Here is a 15,765-nt window from a genome sequence, read left to right as displayed (position 1 = left end):
CGCTGAACGTCTCTAGCTAGATCACGACGGTGGTCGCTTTGACCTCGGTGTAGGAGAGGAGCTCGTCGATGGACTCCTCCCGCCCGACGCCCGACGCCTTCGTCCCCCCGAACGGCAAGCCCCAATAGTGTCGGCTGCCCCCGTTGACGACGACGTACCCCGCCTCCACCCGGTGAGCCACGGTGAGCGCGCGGGTGATGTCCGAGGTCCAGACCGTGGCGGTCAGTCCGTACTCGACGCCATTGGCGATCCGAATCGCTTCTTCCTCGGTGTCGAACACGATCACGGACAGGACCGGGCCGAATATCTCATTCTGTTCGACCAAGGAACCCGGCGTCACTCCTGCCAGCACCGTGGGTGCCAGGTACCACCCGCCGGCAGCAAGCCCTTCAGGGCGGCTTCCGCCTGCGACGATGCGGGCGCCCTCCGCGACGGCGGTGCGGATGGCGTGCTCGGACTTGTCGAGCTGGGCCTCGGACACGAGGGGCCCCATCTCGGTGAGCTCGTCGAGCGGGTGTCCGACGCGGATGGCGGAGACGAGCTCGGCCACGCGGGCGGTGACCGGTTCCGCGATCGATCTGTGCACGAGGAGCCTGCTGGTGGACCCACAACTCTGTCCCGCCGTCCAGGTGAAGTTCATCCCGCTCACCGCGCCCTGGGCCGCCTTCTCCAGGTCGGCGTCAGCAAAGACGATCTGGGCGTTCTTGCCGCCGAGCTCCAGCGAGACGTGCTTGACACCCGTCTCGGATGCGTCCCGCTGGATCGCCTGCCCGGTGGTGGTGGAGCCGATGAACCCGATTCGGCGCACATCGGGGTGCCGAACGATCGCCCGACCCGCTACCGCTCCTCGACCGCTGATCGTGATCAGCAGGTTCGTGGGCAGCACCTCGGTTGCCAGTTCCGCAAGCCGCAGCGAGGACAGCGGAGTCTGGTCCGGGGCCTTCAGGATGACGGCGTTGCCGGCCATCAACGGCGCGGCGATCTTGGATAGGGCGAAGAAGATCGGGTGGTTGAATGCGCCGATCCGCGCCACCACACCGTAGGGTTCGTGTGTGGTGTAGTGCAGGTTCTCGCTCAGCGGTACGGTCCGCCCGCCCAGTTGCAGCGCCATGTCCGCGAAGATGTCGATCAGTTCGAGTCCCGCCTCCACGTCCCGGCGCATCATGGAGAGGGTGAATCCTCCGTCCATCGCGTCCAGGATCGCCAGTTCCTCGGCATGCCGGCGAACGTGGTCGGCGAATGCTCGAAGCGTGGCGGCCCGCTGCCGCGGCGGTGTAGCCGCCCACGCGGGCTGGGCCGCCTGGGCGGCGCGGACTGCCCGGTCGACGTCGGCTTCTGAGCAGTCCGGGACCGTGGTGAGCATCCGGCCGGATGCCGGGTTCTCCACCTGGTACCGCGCGTCGACGGCGAGGTGCTCACCGTCGACGAGGACGTGCCACTCCCGTTGGCTGATGGCGCCCTGGCCGCGGGGATCGGGGTTCATGGGGACTCCTGTCTCACGGGCTCAATCGTGCCTCGTGTTCGAGTGCGGCGAGGTGATACCGCCACACGGCCTCGTCGTTGAATGCCGATCCCAGATCGGGCAAGTCGTCGCGGTCGCCGTCATCGATGTCGGAAGGAACCGCCCCCGTCGACAGGACGCTGAGGTGCATTCGGGCGAGGGCATCGACGTTGAGGGCTCGGATCACGGCCTGTTGGATTGTTGCCCCGGCGGCGGTGAGCCCGTGTCCGGACAGCAGCACCACCGGGGAGTGGCCCATGCTGGCGAGCATCGCGTCCGCCCGCGCACGGGTGCGGATGAGCGCGGAGCTCGGATGCACCGGGATCCCCGCGGTTGCCAACTGCATGGCCGGGATGTTGTAGGCGCCAACGATCGGGCGCAACGGGACGCCCGTGAGCGTCATTGCGACAACCGCAGGCGGATGCGCGTGCACCACGGAACGGGTCTCGGGCGAGGCCGCGATCACGGCAAGATGCAGCGGGAGTTCGTTCGGCACCGACCACCCGTCGGGCAGATCGTGCGAACCATCAAGGCCGACCTCGTGCACATCCTCCGCAGTGGTGAACGCAAGACCGCGTTCCTTGGGCCCGCGGCAGCGCACGAGCACAGCATCCTCGCCGACTCTCACGCTGACGTGCCCAAGCACGTCGGAGACGAGCCCGCGATAGGCGAGCACCCGGCAGGCGTTGGCGACCGCCGTTCGCTCGTCCGTCCAGCTCTGCACACTTCGACGCTAGCAGAATCCATCTCTGTCTGCCAGAATCCAACTTGAGGTTGGATCGGAAACGGTCTACGTTCTCTGCGAGACAGATAGTTCTTCTTTCAACGACGATCTGAGGCGACGGCCCGATGACCACCGAATCCACCATCTTCGACGAAGTGCGGGAAGGGATGATCCCCGCACACATCTACAACGACCGGGACGTGTTCGAGCTCGAGAAGAGGAACCTGTTCAGCCGGGCCTGGCTGTTCGTTGCGCACGAGTCGGAGATTCCGCAGCCCGGTGACTACGTGGTCCGCAAGGTGCTCGACGACTCGTTCATCGTGGTTCGCGACGAGAAGGGTGAGATCAAAGCGCACTTCAACATGTGCCTGCATCGCGGAATGCAAGTCTGCCGGGCCGAGATCGGAAACGCGTCCCACTTCCGGTGCCCGTATCACGGCTGGTCATACCGCAACGATGGACGGATCATCGGGCTCCCTTTCCATCAGGAGGCGTACGGCGGGGAAGAGGGATTCAGCCGCAAAGGCGCCAGGCTCCTGCCTGCTCCGAGCCTGGACAGCTACAACGGGCTGATCTTCATCAGCATGGACCCCGACGCTCCCCCGCTGCGGGAGTATCTGGGCGATTTCACCTTCTACCTCGACTACTACACCCGGCAGTCACCCTCCGGCATCGAGTTGCGCGGACCGCAACGGTGGCGGGTGAACGCGAACTGGAAGATCGGCGCCGAGAACTTCGCCGGCGACATGTACCACACCCCGCAGACGCACACGTCGGTGGTGGAGATCGGGCTGTTCCGCGAGCCGAAGGCCGAGAAACGCAAGGACGGCAACACCTACTGGGCCGGCAACGGCGGGGGCACGACCTACAAGCTGCCCCCGGGCACTCTCGAGGAGAAGCTGCGATACGTCGGCTACCCGCAGGAGATGATCGACCGGATGAAGACCGTCTGGTCGCAGGAGCAGATGGATGTCATCGGCGAGAACGGGTTCATGATCTCTGCGGCCTCCGCGTTCCCGAACATGAGCTTCGTGCACAACTGGCCGAAGGTCGAGGACGGCGACGATGTGCTGCCGTTCATCTCCATCCGGCTGTGGCAGCCGATCAGCGAGAACGAGACCGAGGTGCTCTCCTGGTTCGCCGTCGACGCCGAGGCTCCCGAGGAGTTCAAGGAGCTCAGCTACAAGGCCTACCTGATGTGCTTCGGCTCCACCGGCATGTTCGAGCAGGACGACGTCGAGAACTGGGTGTCCCTCACCAACACCGCGAAAGGCTCCATGGCACGGCGGCTCCTCCTGAACGGACGCATGGGCATGCTCAAGGACGGCACCCCCGTGGTGGAGCCGCTGACCGCCGAAGAATTCGCCGGACCCGGGGAAGCTCACGTCGGCTACGGGGAGTACAACCAGCGCCACCTCCTCAACCGGTGGGCGGACTACCTCGAGGACGAGCCCGCCGAGCCGACCCGCCCGGTCGTCGTCGGTCTCATCCGCAAGACACCGTCCGTGCTCGCCGCTGAGAACGCTCTTGCCGCCGCAGGCGTGCAGAAGGAGGCGTCCGCGTGAGCCTCATCGGAGCCGACCTCTCCTCCCAGTCGGTGCTCGGCGCGCATGCCACCCCGGCACGCAAGGCCGGCGTGTCGCTCGGATTCGGTGACCCCCGGCACCTCGACGCCTCGCGCTGGCTCATCGAAGAGGCCTACACGCTCGACGATCAGAGATACGAGGACTGGCTCGAGACCCTGACTGAGGACATCCACTACCTGATGCCGGTGCGGGTCACGACCGCTCTCGGCGCGGGCTATTCGACCAGTCCGGGGATGGCGCACTGGGACGAGAACAAGTACTCCCTCAGCAGGCGCGTGGCGCGTTTCCTCACAGAGCACGCGTGGACCGAGGATCCCCCTTCGCGTCTGCGTCACTACGTCACGAATATCCGCACCTTCGACACGGATGTCACCGGCGAGTTGATCGCCGATTCGGCCGTGCTGATGTTCCGCAGCCGTGGCGACACCAACCCGGCATCGCTCGTGTCTGCGCAGCGCGAAGACGTGCTCCGCCGCGTCGGAGACACCTACCAGCTGGCCCGCCGGGTGATCCTGGTCGACGAGTCAGTGCTACATACCCAGAATCTGGCGATCTTCCTGTGACCCTCGAATGGGAAGGCGAGGACATCGACCGGGACAACGCCCGGCGCGCCGCCCTCGAACATGATCGGCTGGTCGAACGCACCGTCGGGGTGCCGCTGACGATTGCGAACGAGTTCAGTGAGATCCGCGTCTCACACGTGGAGACCCGCAACGGGTCCCGTCTGCTGATCGAGTCCCCCAAATCGGGCCAGTGGATCGCCGTGGACCCGCTCGAGCTGGAAGCGCTCACCTGGCAGACCACCCAGACCTTCTCGGCGATGATCGCCTCACCGTTCGAACCTATGTTCCCGGACAGCCGGGGCTGACGTCCACCCACAAGACAAGGAGTGCCCGTGCCTGTCGTCAAAGCCGACCTCGGCGCCTGCCAGGGATATGCCAACTGCGTCGTCGGAGCCTCCGACTACTTCGACATCGACGACGACGGGCTCGTCGTGCTGCTACGCGTGGACGTGCCCGAAGACGACCGCAAACGCGTGGAGGAAGCCGCCCGCAGCTGCCCGGTCTCGGCTCTGATGGTCGTGGACGAATGAACCGTGCCCTCATCGTCGGAGCCTCCGTCGGCGGTGTGAAAACCGCCCAGGCGCTGCGCGCGGCCGGGCACACCGGGCAGATCGTGATCGTGGAGGCAGAAGCGGTCGCCCACCCCTACGACCGGCCGCCGCTATCCAAGGGCTACCTGGCTCCCGAAGCGGCACTCGCGCAGATCGCCCTCACCACCGCAGACGAGCTTGCCGCCATAGATGTTCAGGTCCGGTACGGCGCGGCCGCCACCGCCCTCGACCCCACGAGGAAGCTCGTCACCCTCGAGGACGGCGAACAACTCGGCTACGATTCCCTCGTCATCGCCACAGGCGCCCGCGCCCGCCGCTCTCCGTGGGGGGAGGGCCCGGGCATGCACGTGCTGCGGACCAGCGCGGATGCCGAAGCCCTCCGCGCAGAACTTCTCCCCGCCCGCAGACTCCTCATCGTCGGGGCTGGGTTCATCGGCGCCGAGATCGCCGCCACAGCGACGAAGGCCGGCGTGACAGTGACCATGGTCGACCCCCTGCCGGCCCCGATGTCACGCGTGCTGAACGACGACGTCGGACAGATCTTCGGCGACAAACACAACACGGAGGGGGTCGACCTGATCCTCGGACATTCCGTGTCATCCGTGGAGCGGGCCGATGGCGGCGGGTTCCACGTAGCCCTGACAGACGGCACCCGCCTGGACGTCGACGCTGTACTTGTGGGCATCGGGGCCGTCGTCAACACCGAGTGGCTGGAAGGGTCCGGGCTCGTGCTGGACAACGGTGTCCTCTGCACCCCCGGGCTCGCCGCTGTCGGAGTGGATGACATCTACGCAGTCGGAGACGTCTGCCGTTGGACAGACGCAACACGGGGCGAGACCATCCGCCTCGAACATTGGACCAATGCCACCGACCAGGCGCCGATCGTCGCCCACAACATCGTCAACCCCACCGCGCAGCGCGCATACGAGGCGATCGAGTACGTCTGGAGCGATCAATACGACTGGAAAATCCAGGTCGTCGGCCGCACCGGCGCGACCGACCACGAACTCATCGGCGCCCCCGAGGACGGACGCTTCGCGGTGACCTACACAGCCGACGGCCGAAAGCTCACCGGCGCGGTGATCGTCAACTGGCCCCGAGCGCTCGTGACCTGCCGCAGGGCAATCGCCGACGGGACGGACATCGCCTCCGTCCGCGACTCGCTCGCCCGCCTCGCCGCCACATCCGCCGACGCTCGCGCGCGCGCATAAGCCCATGCATCTAGTCGTGGTCCACGTTACCCGGTACGGTTTCTGTTGTGCAGAAACGCAAGAGCCACTCCTCCGATCCAACCAGCCCGCCGCAGTATCCGATCGAATCCGTCGACAACGCCCTGAAACTCATCCTCCTGCTCGGCGAACGTCCCGAGATCAGGTTGACCGACGCAAGCGCGCATCTCGGGGTCGCGTCATCCACCGCTCACCGCATCCTCGCCATGCTCGTCTGGCGCGGGTTCATGCGACAGGATCGCGCGTCCAAGGCCTACCTGCCCGGGCCGGCTCTCACCACGATCGCGTTCTCCGTGTTCAAGAGGATGGACCTTCAGCGCCTCGCGGAGCCCATCCTCAACGAGGTCAGCTCCGCACTCGGCGAGACCAGCCACCTGGGAGTGCTCGAGGGCAGTCGTCTGCGGTTCCTTGCGGTGTCGGAACCGGACATCGCAGTGAGAGTCGCCTCGCGACTGGGCAAAATCATGCCCGCCCACGCCACGTCGACAGGAAAAGCACTGCTGGCAGAGCTGACCACAGACCAACTGCACACCCTCTACCCGAACCAAGAGCTCGAACCCGTCACCTCCCACTCGGTCCGATCCCGCGCCGAACTCGAGGCCCAGCTCGAACAAGTGCGCCAGGCGGGATACGCAGTGAACCGAGAAGAGAGCGAAGATGGCGTCGGCTCCGTCGCAGTCGCCGTCCCGACGGCATCCGGGCTAAAGATCGCGATCAACGCCTCCGCGCCCATTCACCGACTACCGGCACGAAAGACCAAAGACTTCGCCCGCACCCTTCAGACCGCAGCGCAACGGCTCGCCGAGGTGCTCGACTGAACGACCAGGGTGCCCGATTCACCACACAGTTCGGAGCACCCTGATGACCCCCCCACCGATCACCCTGCTGCACGGCGTCGACATCCCGCGGATCGGGCTCGGCACGTGGCCGTTCGTGGGCGAGGAGTGCCAGCAAATCGTACGCACCGCACTCGACCTCGGATACCGCCTCATCGACACGTCACACAAGTACGACAACGAAGATGCCGTGGGGGAGGCCATCCGCCGCTCCGGAATCCCCCGCGATGAGTTGTTCGTGACCAGCAAGTTCAACAAGGAGAACCACAGTGTCGACGGCGTGAGAACCGCCTACGAGGAGAGCCTCAGACGCACCGGCCTGGACTACCTCGACCTGTTCCTCATCCATTGGCCGGTACCAGCGCTCAACCGGTACGTGGACGCATGGGAGGGTCTGGTTGCCCTGCTCGAGGCGGGATCGGTGCGTGCTATCGGGGTGTCGAACTTCAAACCGGCACACCTTGACCGGATCATCGCGGCAACCGGCTACGTCCCCGATGTCAACCAGATCCAGTTGAGCATCGACATCGCCAGAACACTCCCCCGTACTGCCCACGACAACCTGGGAATCACCACCGAAGCGTGGAGCCCCCTCGGACGAGGCGCAACACTCCGCGACAACGAGCAGGTCACCGCGATCGCCCACCACCTGGGCCGCTCACCCGCCCAGGTACTGCTGAGATGGCACGTCCAGATGGGGATCGTGCCCATCCCACGCTCGTCCAATAGTCAACAGCTCGCCCAGAACCTCGACCTCTTCGACTTCGAACTCTCCCCCGCCCAGATGAGCGTTCTCGACACCCTCGACCGCGGAGAAGACGCCGCACGCGACTCCGACGATCCATCCAACGGGCACTGACTCGCCTGAAGTGAAGCCAAGAGAGTCGGTGAGCGGGAGCCCACTCCGTTTCCAAGCTCCGGTTTTTCCAGCGCATCAGTTTCTCGCCAGCCGACGACGCCGACAGCGCGAATTCGCGCCCTCAGCGGTGAGCTCACGGATGCCCTAGCCGACTTCGTCACCGTGCGCGTGAGGCATCTGGCACGAGGGCTACCCGATGTCGACCGCTGAACTCATCGTAGGGACAACCAGTAACGCTCGACCCGGACAAGGTCAGAATCCCACCTCCTAGCGGGACCAACGCGCCTACCGCGAACGGTGCAGACACCGCCCTACGCGGGTGCGAGACTAGTGGGTTCCGCATCGAAGGGGGATGCTGTGTCAGATGATGAGGCCAATGACGACTGGGAGCAGGTCGTCCTGCACATGATCGCGCGGAGCACCGAGTCCGCACCCACCGAGCCCGGCGTCTACCGGATGCCATGCGGGAACTGCTATGTCGACTTCTTCCACGCCTCCGACGGCACCGAACGGTGGCTCGTCCCCGGTGATGAGCGCAGCTACACCCGCGACACCGTCGCCACCGCCCGCCACGGCGATCACCCGTGGGAGCGGATGTACACCCTCGCCCACGCTGCCGCCGAGATTCGCCGCCGCGCGATGAACGGCGGCGCATCCGTTCAGGTGCTGATCGAAGAGTTGGCCGAAATCGCAGATGCGGAGGATGCGGCGGAGGAAATGGAGATCGCCCGCATCGTGCGGGGACGGCCCGCCGACAGTGCAGAGATCCCGCTCGCCGATCTCGCCCGGAAGTTCGGGATAGATCTCGACGAACTCTAGCGATATCTACCGAGGTCTATCGAAACGCTAGACACCGCTAGATTCTGCAATACAACGAGCATCCGAGGGGCAGGTGCGAGGACGTGAGTGAGTATCCGTGGTTCGAGTTCGACCAGGTGGACTTCGTCACCGCGGACACTCACTTCAGCCACGCTCGGATCAGCGGACTCGCCGAACGTCCGTTCACCAGGGTCGACGAGATGAACACTGAACTCATCCGCCGGTGGAACGAAACCGTCGGCCCGTCAGATGTGGTGCTGCATCTCGGGGATGTCGCGCTCGGACCGATCGAAGAATCGATCGCCCTCAGCGCGCAGCTGCACGGTCGCCGGTACCTTGTGCCCGGAAACCATGACCGGGTGTCGCCGGCGACGCAGTCGAAGAAGGCGATCGAACGGTTCGCGCCGCTCTACGAGGCAGCCGGATGGACGATTCTGCCGGAAGTCATAGAAGGCATCCGGCGCGGGTACCGGATCCTTGCCTCCCACTACCCGTACAAGGGCGACTCGCAGGAGTCGGACCGGCACACCACACACCGGCCGCGGTGGGACGACGGGATCCCGCTACTGCACGGCCACACCCACGCCCGCGACCACGGACCCAACGGGCACCAGTTCCACGTCGGCGTCGACGCCCACGGCTACGCGCCCATCCCGTTCACCGTCATCGACGCCTGGATCCGCGGGCTGCCGGACGTCGAACCGTGGCTCGATGTCGCGATCCGTGAAGCCCGCCAGACCATCGCAGAGCTCGACGGCAGCGAAACCTCGAACTCCGACGCACTGTTCTACATGATGGGGTATAACGAACTGCGAATCGCGATGGAAGAACTCCTCGGAGCACTCGACTCCACCTACCCCGACTCACCCCCGAACATCACTTGAATGGGGACCACGGCTGGCATCTTCTCGGCGCCGTGGGTGTGAACAGTTCGCCGCCGGCGGGACCGGATTAGAGAGTCGCGGTTCAGGTCGGAAGCGGATCCAGCCGTCGCGCCGTCAATGCACGATCGTCACGTTCGGCCCCGGCGGTGACGTCCATGCCTCTCTATGCGTCACCTCAGCGTGATCCGCCGGCTATTTCCACGTCGATGGCACCCATGACGGTCTCGACGCCGTTCAGGGCAAGTACGTCGATTGGTCGGGCTCCATCGAGATGGGAGTTGGTGCTGGTCAGCCAGACCTCGATGGCGGGGTCGGTCCAGAGCTCGCGCAGCCTTTCCCGGACGGCGGCGATGTCGTGCGCGATGCTCTTCTCGACGATGTCGCGTCCGAGCCGCGCGGCATCGTCGCCGAACAGGGCGCCTCCGCCTGTGGTGCTCTTCTCGCCGGTCATGCTGCTTTCCTTCCCGGTTCGAGGCGGGCGCTCTCGTCCGGCAGTACTCTTTCGAGCTCGCGGGCCAGGCGCGCGCCGAGGTGTGTGAGAGTCATGGGGCGGCCGCGGGCTCCTGCGGTCAGGAGGGGACCGCCGGCGTCGCGGCTGAGCCGTGCTAGTTGCTTGCTGAGGGTGCTTTGGGTTGTCCCGATTTCGGTGGCCGCGGCCCGGATGCTGGTGTGTCGGGCGGCGATCAGGAAGCGACGGGCACGCTCGATCGGGTACCGGCCGATGATGGTGCGGCGCGGGAGCGGCGATGCTCCCGCGAGCGGGTGCGGGTGCAGGGTCGCGGCTTCGCTCGCGCTCCCGGCGGGGCGGATCGGGACCCCCGCGTCCCGCAGTCGGCGACTGATCGTCGGTGTGGTGCATCCGACGAGGGCGGCGATCTGGCCGATGGTGAGCCGTTGGTCGAGGTACTGGTGGCGCAGCCACCGCTCGTCGATCACATGCATGGGCGGCCTGCCACGACGCGTCGAGGTGGATCGGTCAGCGAGCAGCCGGGAGACAGTCTGTCGGGACACCCCGGCCAGTCCGGCGAGCTCGTAGGTGCTGGAACCGGCCTGGTACCGATCAGCGATGCCGTCCGCGCCGACGCTTTCATCGATCCGAGCGCTCGAAGGTCGGGCGGGAGGCCACGATGCCTCGCCGGGGGTGTCCACGGCTGTGTCGATGTCGAACTGTGCGAGCGGTGGCGTCCATGCGAGCGGTTCGTCGATGCCGTGGGCGGCGAGGAACTCATCGCCAACCCGGGCAAGGTCCACGCGCAGTTCCTCGGGGATGCGGCCCACAAGCCTCGTCTGAGACGCGACCGTGACATCGGTCGCGTCCCAGTCTCCTGGCATTGCTCGCAGCGGGTTCCCGGTGATCTGGCGGAACAGGTACGCACGAGCGTGTCGGTGTCGGCGCCCCGCTCCTGGGTGCACATTGTGCCCGCTGCATAGGTCGCGCCACTGCGCTTCGGGCAGCAGAGGGCTGCAGTCGAGCTCGCGGCGGCGCGCGTAGTCGATCGGTGACCCCTGGCTGTCGAGGTAAGCGACGAGGCGGAGAATCACGCCCAGTGCGAGATGTTCATGCTGTCCGCGCCCGAACTCGCGCATCACGTTCGTGACCTGCCGCACCGGCGCATCCGAGTCCAACAGGGCGAGGGCGGCGGCGTGGGTCAGTCGTGTGCCGGCGAACACGACGGCCGCGGCGAGAGCGGATGCGGCGATCTCCCTGTTCATGCGTCCTGGGGCGAGCATGGCGGTCCACTCGTCCCATAACTGGGCGGGCACCTTTCGTGCCCTCTCTCTCGCATCGACATCGGACAGGCCCGCGGACTGGAGAAACCCGGTGGGGCGGCGGGTGCGACCGAACGACGCCGCGATCAGCGACTGCACCTGCGGGGTGCTGAGAGTGTAGGACGTACTGGCAGCGAGGTGGCCACGCATCAGATCGATCGTGTGACCGGAGTCGGCCAGCGCAGTGATGGCGATCGCCGTCCCCGCCGCCGAGGCGGCCGAGGTCGACGACGAGGACCAGGATGTGTCGATGTCTCCCCTGTGCAGATGGTCGAGCAGCTGCGCGCCGAGCACCGTGTCGTCGACCTGGCCGTCGTTCAGCGCGACGCGGGCGGCGCGGGAGAGAAGGCGGACGTCCTCGAGCACACGAACCGCGGGCTGCGGGGCATCCGCGTAGATCCCGAACCTGCCCTCCCCCGTGGACACGACCCGCATCATCGTCCGCTGGGCGTGCAGGACCGCCTCTGACGCGGGGATCCGTTCCGCGTCGACGGTGAGATCGGCGCGGCAACGGCTGGCGATCGGCCCGATCCCCGCACCGGGCACCCTGTTGTGGCATTGGCCGGGTACGGGGATCACGGCGAGCGGATGCCCTACATGGCGTGGATGCTTACCGCATGCGGGGCAGGCGTCGACGAGGATCCGACGATGCCTGTTGCACGCGAACGCGAATGGGAACTGCCACGACATCCGCCACCGCCCACCCGAGTCAGCCAGACACTCCGGGCAGAACCGGCCTGCCGTCCCCGCGGCAGCGCACCGGACGCTGATCCTCCCGTTGCGTGTGCGGCGGATCGCATGCCGCGCGAACCGCATCCTCGTCATCTCCTGGAACTGCGCCGCCGGGATACCCGTCGCCTGCTCCACCCGACCCGCCTGCGCATCGGTCAGCTCGGTCGCCCACGCGTTCGCCATCCACCACGTCGCCGACACCGCCGTCCCATCACGCTGCTCGATCAGGCCCAGCGCGCACCCGACCTCCGCGATCGTCGCCCTGTTCGCGGCCGCCAACGCCTCCACCCACGAATCGAACGGCTCATCCGGAAGCGGCCGCACCCGAAACGGCAGCACGCGGACCTCGTCGGCGATGTCGCTCATCAGGCGGCCGACTTCTTTCCCGCGTGGGGCTGCTGCTTGGGTGCTTCCTTGGCGCGGCGCCGTGCTCGACGTGCGGCCTCCTGCTTGTCGAGGCGCGCTTCGAGTTCGCCGCGCTCCGTCTCCGCGCCCTCATCGATGCGGATGTCGTCGAGCAATGTTCGGTCGATGCTCTCCTGGCCGGTGCGGATAGCGCGGGACGCTCCCCGGCGGATCAGGTCCATGAGCGAGCCGATGTTGCCGGTGGTGCGGGCGAAGAGGTAGCGGGACATATCGACGAGCATCCCGTCGCACCCTTCGGCGAGAACCAGTGCCTGTTCGATGTGCCAGAGCAGGCTGCACCATTCTTCGCGGGTGTGCTTGGTGCGCAGGCTGTAGGGGTCCAGGCTGAACACCGTCCACCGCCGGAATGTCTGCGCCATTGCAGCCTCCCTTCCCACCGCGCCTTCGCCGACTAGACCACGTTCGCGGAGGGCGACGCCGGCGAATAGGAAGGTGGCGCTGTACTCGTTGGACAGCCACTTCAACTGGTTTGCGACCTCCACGCCGTCTCGGGTCCGCATGCTCAGGAAGTGCAGGTCGTCGATGATCACCAGGCGGGTGTCGTGCCGTTCGATGCAGTCCGCGGCAGCGCGAGCCAGGTCACGGCCGGCCATCGAACGGTGCAGGATGCCCGCCGTCGCAGGGTGCGCATAGAACCCGAGGATCATCATGTGCAGGCCCTTGATGGTCAGCCTGCCGGGCACAGTGATGTGGCACACCGGGAGATGCAGGATGTCCTCGTCGGCGTCGAGTTGTTCGCCGATCTCGGCGATCCGCTGCCGGTGGAAGTCCCGCCCGAATGTGTTCACCACCGTGGACTTGCCGAGCGCCGGCGGGGCGTCCAGGGCGGCCGCGGACTTGACCCTGTCGGAGTCCTGCAGGTTACTGTCGAGGATGTCGGCCAGCTGGGTGTGCACGCCGTGGACCTGGCGGGTGCGCAGAAGGATGTTCGCGTGCCACACCCGCCGGTCCGCGTCGTACCGTGCCCGCGCCTCCGGGTCGAGCGCCTCGACCTGGTCCCGAGCGAGGTGTTCGGGGCGCGCTCGGGGCGGGCGCTCGGCGAAATCCTTCCAGCCCTCGTAGGTCGACAGGCTCCGCTGCCGACGCGTTGAAGCCCCTTCGAAAGCACGGGCGGTGGCGGTCATTGGATCATCTCCATCGGCTCGAAGTGATAGTCGGATCGGATAGTGGGTTCGTCGATGTCGTCCTCGTCGTCGTCATCGCCACCCTCTGGCACCTCGACGCGCCGGCGCGGATCCCGCACGGACCCGGTCAGCTCGTCCGTAAGGTCAGGGGACGGGGTCAGTTCCGCGTCGAGGATCCGCTGGATTGATCGAAGCGACCACACTCCGTCCGGGTCGGGCTCCCGGTCATTGAGTCGCGCGGCCGTCCGTGCGCTCATCCGCCGTTCAGACGGGGTGAGCGCGCGGCCGGCGCCCCAGTCCTCGAGCAGCTGGGCGGCGACGTCCTCAACCTGGGAGGGACGCCCCTGTTTGATGGCGATCTTCTTCGCGTACTCGAGCGCGTCGAGGCTGAATGGGGTGTCGAATGCGCCTTTGTGCTCCCACTCGAGGGTGTGCCACGTGTTGTCCTCGGGGTCTCGGAAGTAGATCTGTGAGAGGTCGTCGGGGTTGATCACGAACGGCCAGTCGGTGCCCTTGTCCCGGTGGATCGATCTGGCGCGGTTGCGGTACTTCGCGACGGACTCGCCCGTGTAGCGGAGCTTGTGGATCTCCACCCCGTAGTGGTTGAACTGGCGTTTGACGACCGGGAGCAGCTCGAGGAGGACGCTGCGGTCGACCGGCATCCGCAGTTGTCCTGCGACGGCGAGGCCCTGGTCGTACCGTTCGGCGGGGCTCAGCTTCACACCGGGAAGCATCGGGTCCTCCAGGGAGCCATGAGGACGAAGGTGGTAGACGGTGGCCGCCCATTCGCGGATGATCTGCTCAAGCTGTGGGACGGTGTAGACCGCGTCGCCCTCGATGTCGTCGCCGCGGCTGGCCACGTCCGCGCCCTTGTACCCCGGCAGCTCCTGGAGGAACGTGTCGAGGGTTCGGAAGAACCGTTCCATGGGACCCTTGTCGGTCGGTTGGTAGACGCGAGCGGGCTGGATCGACATTCCGATGCGGGCGCAGGCGCTCGTGACATGCTCAGACAGGTAGGGCGCGCCGTGGTCGACGATGATCGTTTCCGGGAGAATGCCCGCACGAGTGAATCGGGGCATGCCGATCCGGGAGGGATCGGCGAGCAGCGTGTCAGGCACCCCGTGGTAGGGCCAGCGGGCGCGAGCGTCCCATTCGGTCGGAGTGTCGAACGGCTGGCAAGCCTCCATCAGCACGCCGGCGACATCGATGGACTTCGTCGAGCCTGGGGTGAGGCGCAATCCGAGAATGCAGCGTGAGTAGAGATCCATAGCGACGGTAAGGTCAGCGCACACCCACTTGCCTGTGACCGGTGCGACGGCGAACACGTTCAGAGGGGTCGTGTCCATGAACACGTACTGCCCCGGTCTCGTGGCGTGCAATCGACCGTACGGGGCCGGAGGCCGATTGGCGTTGGAGCGCTTCCGCTTCGTACTGCCCGAGAACGTTGCCCTGCCCCGGGAGAGTTCGTCGAGGATCTTATACGCGGCGCTACGTGACGGCGCAGTGACCGCGCCTGGACCGAACGTGCGCTCCGCGCGGGAGTTGACGCGCGCGATGATGATGCGCTTCGCGACCTTCGACTCGTTCGTCTGCTCGTTGATGATCTCCCGCGCGGCGTCCACCCATCGGTCGTCGAAATTCACCAGCGCCTGACCTGGCTGCGCCAAACGGTTGTCGATCAGGCCGATCTCACCGGCCTCCTTGTATCGTGCGATCCATCGCGCAACGGTACGGTGCCCCTTGCCGAGTTCGGCGGCTTTCGCTGCGATGCGTTCCTCCATCCGCCGCTCCGGATGGAACGCCAGGCGAGGCTCACCCACACGGGCAACCTCCGCACTACCGCTCTTGTACCCGGTGAGCACCTCGCGGACGTGGTCGGCGCGTTCTAGCGACGTGGCTCGGGCCACGTCGGTCGCGTCGTCCCAGATCACACCGAGCGGGATCGCTTCTTCCTCGGCTCGGGTGCGGCCTGGGATGTGTGCGAGGCCGCCTTCGCTGCGCGGTCGGAGCACGTCGAGAAGTCGTAGTCGGCGGAGTCTTCCGTCTCTGGTGCGGGTGATGATCGCGCCGTCGCAGACTTCGATGACGGTGCAGGCTTCACCGTCGTATGCCAGGTCGGCGCCGGCCTTCAGCATCCAAGTGTTAGCCATGTCGCTCTGCC

At 66.4% G+C, this 15,765-nt stretch carries 15 protein-coding genes; 9 read left to right on the top strand and 6 right to left on the bottom strand.

What is annotated here, in order from left to right:
• Positions 1–16: 16 nt before the first annotated feature.
• Together B3587_RS12535 and B3587_RS12530 are read right to left on the bottom strand one after the other, a co-directional pair.
• Complete coding sequence (locus tag B3587_RS12535; protein WP_137878357.1) at positions 17–1,483, bottom strand: aldehyde dehydrogenase family protein; 1,467 nt, start codon at positions 1,481–1,483, stop codon at positions 17–19.
• 13 nt (positions 1,484–1,496) lie between these two features.
• Positions 1,497–2,225, bottom strand: a complete 729-nt coding sequence (locus B3587_RS12530; protein WP_137878358.1) for a class II aldolase/adducin family protein — start codon at positions 2,223–2,225, stop codon at positions 1,497–1,499.
• Between the two features lie 125 nt (positions 2,226–2,350).
• On the opposite strand from B3587_RS12530, the gene B3587_RS12525 reads away from it, so the two are divergent.
• The 9 genes from B3587_RS12525 (at position 2,351) to B3587_RS12485 (ending at position 9,552) form a co-directional block, all read left to right on the top strand.
• A complete protein-coding gene (locus tag B3587_RS12525; protein WP_292729147.1) occupies positions 2,351–3,790 on the top strand; it encodes a Rieske 2Fe-2S domain-containing protein in 1,440 nt (479 codons plus the stop codon).
• Positions 3,787–4,374, top strand: coding sequence for a 3-phenylpropionate/cinnamic acid dioxygenase subunit beta (locus B3587_RS12520; protein WP_292729144.1), 588 nt, complete (start codon positions 3,787–3,789; stop codon positions 4,372–4,374). The genes B3587_RS12525 and B3587_RS12520 overlap by 4 nt, the downstream gene beginning before the upstream one ends.
• On the top strand, positions 4,371–4,679 hold the full coding sequence (locus B3587_RS12515) for a hypothetical protein (RefSeq protein ID WP_137878360.1): 309 nt from the start codon (positions 4,371–4,373) through the stop codon (positions 4,677–4,679). The genes B3587_RS12520 and B3587_RS12515 overlap by 4 nt, the downstream gene beginning before the upstream one ends.
• Before the next feature lie 27 nt (positions 4,680–4,706).
• A complete protein-coding gene (locus B3587_RS12510) occupies positions 4,707–4,904 on the top strand; it encodes a ferredoxin (protein WP_137878361.1) in 198 nt (65 codons plus the stop codon).
• The gene (locus tag B3587_RS12505) at positions 4,901–6,136 is read left to right on the top strand and encodes an NAD(P)/FAD-dependent oxidoreductase (RefSeq protein WP_292729142.1); all 1,236 of its coding nucleotides are present in this window, start codon (positions 4,901–4,903) and stop codon (positions 6,134–6,136) included. Before B3587_RS12510 ends, B3587_RS12505 begins: the two co-directional genes overlap by 4 nt.
• 47 nt (positions 6,137–6,183) lie before the next feature.
• Entirely contained in the window at positions 6,184–6,972 is a 789-nt protein-coding gene (locus B3587_RS12500) for an IclR family transcriptional regulator (protein WP_292729140.1), read from the top strand.
• Positions 6,973–7,015: 43 nt separating this feature from the next.
• Positions 7,016–7,849, top strand: a complete 834-nt coding sequence (locus B3587_RS12495) for an aldo/keto reductase (protein ID WP_137878364.1) — start codon at positions 7,016–7,018, stop codon at positions 7,847–7,849.
• A 357-nt stretch (positions 7,850–8,206) separates the two neighbouring features.
• Entirely contained in the window at positions 8,207–8,668 is a 462-nt protein-coding gene (locus B3587_RS12490; RefSeq protein ID WP_137878365.1) for a zinc ABC transporter ATPase, read from the top strand.
• Positions 8,669–8,751: 83 nt separating this feature from the next.
• A complete protein-coding gene (locus tag B3587_RS12485) occupies positions 8,752–9,552 on the top strand; it encodes a metallophosphoesterase (RefSeq protein WP_171006164.1) in 801 nt (266 codons plus the stop codon).
• A gap of 175 nt (positions 9,553–9,727) precedes the next feature.
• Here B3587_RS12485 and B3587_RS12480 read toward each other — a convergent pair whose 3' ends face one another.
• The 4 genes from B3587_RS12480 to B3587_RS12465 are packed head-to-tail and all read right to left on the bottom strand — an operon-like array spanning position 9,728 to position 15,754.
• Positions 9,728–10,003, bottom strand: coding sequence for an antitoxin Xre/MbcA/ParS toxin-binding domain-containing protein (locus tag B3587_RS12480; RefSeq protein ID WP_137878367.1), 276 nt, complete (start codon positions 10,001–10,003; stop codon positions 9,728–9,730).
• Complete coding sequence (locus B3587_RS12475) at positions 10,000–12,420, bottom strand: TniQ family protein (RefSeq protein WP_292729138.1); 2,421 nt, start codon at positions 12,418–12,420, stop codon at positions 10,000–10,002. Before B3587_RS12475 ends, B3587_RS12480 begins: the two co-directional genes overlap by 4 nt.
• Entirely contained in the window at positions 12,420–13,604 is a 1,185-nt protein-coding gene (locus B3587_RS12470; RefSeq protein ID WP_137878369.1) for a TniB family NTP-binding protein, read from the bottom strand. The genes B3587_RS12475 and B3587_RS12470 overlap by 1 nt, the downstream gene beginning before the upstream one ends.
• Positions 13,601–15,754, bottom strand: a complete 2,154-nt coding sequence (locus B3587_RS12465; RefSeq protein ID WP_292729136.1) for an integrase — start codon at positions 15,752–15,754, stop codon at positions 13,601–13,603. Before B3587_RS12465 ends, B3587_RS12470 begins: the two co-directional genes overlap by 4 nt.
• Positions 15,755–15,765 lie beyond the last annotated feature (11 nt).

The sequence above is a fragment of the Microbacterium sp. UBA837 genome (assembly GCF_002296025.1).
In the GTDB taxonomy this organism is placed as follows: domain Bacteria; phylum Actinomycetota; class Actinomycetes; order Actinomycetales; family Microbacteriaceae; genus Microbacterium.
The sequence above is the reverse complement of the archived record's forward strand: the minus strand, read 5'-3'. Positions and strand labels throughout refer to the sequence as shown.

Coding starts and splice junctions, on each gene's coding strand:
- B3587_RS12505 (WP_292729142.1), top strand. CDS start 4,901: ATGAACCGTGCCCTCATCGTCGGAGCCTCCGTCGGCGGTGTGAAAACC.
- B3587_RS12465 (WP_292729136.1), bottom strand. CDS start 15,754: ATGGCTAACACTTGGATGCTGAAGGCCGGCGCCGACCTGGCATACGAC.
- B3587_RS12470 (WP_137878369.1), bottom strand. CDS start 13,604: ATGACCGCCACCGCCCGTGCTTTCGAAGGGGCTTCAACGCGTCGGCAG.
- B3587_RS12535 (WP_137878357.1), bottom strand. CDS start 1,483: ATGAACCCCGATCCCCGCGGCCAGGGCGCCATCAGCCAACGGGAGTGG.
- B3587_RS12525 (WP_292729147.1), top strand. CDS start 2,351: ATGACCACCGAATCCACCATCTTCGACGAAGTGCGGGAAGGGATGATC.
- B3587_RS12495 (WP_137878364.1), top strand. CDS start 7,016: ATGACCCCCCCACCGATCACCCTGCTGCACGGCGTCGACATCCCGCGG.
- B3587_RS12475 (WP_292729138.1), bottom strand. CDS start 12,420: ATGAGCGACATCGCCGACGAGGTCCGCGTGCTGCCGTTTCGGGTGCGG.
- B3587_RS12480 (WP_137878367.1), bottom strand. CDS start 10,003: ATGACCGGCGAGAAGAGCACCACAGGCGGAGGCGCCCTGTTCGGCGAC.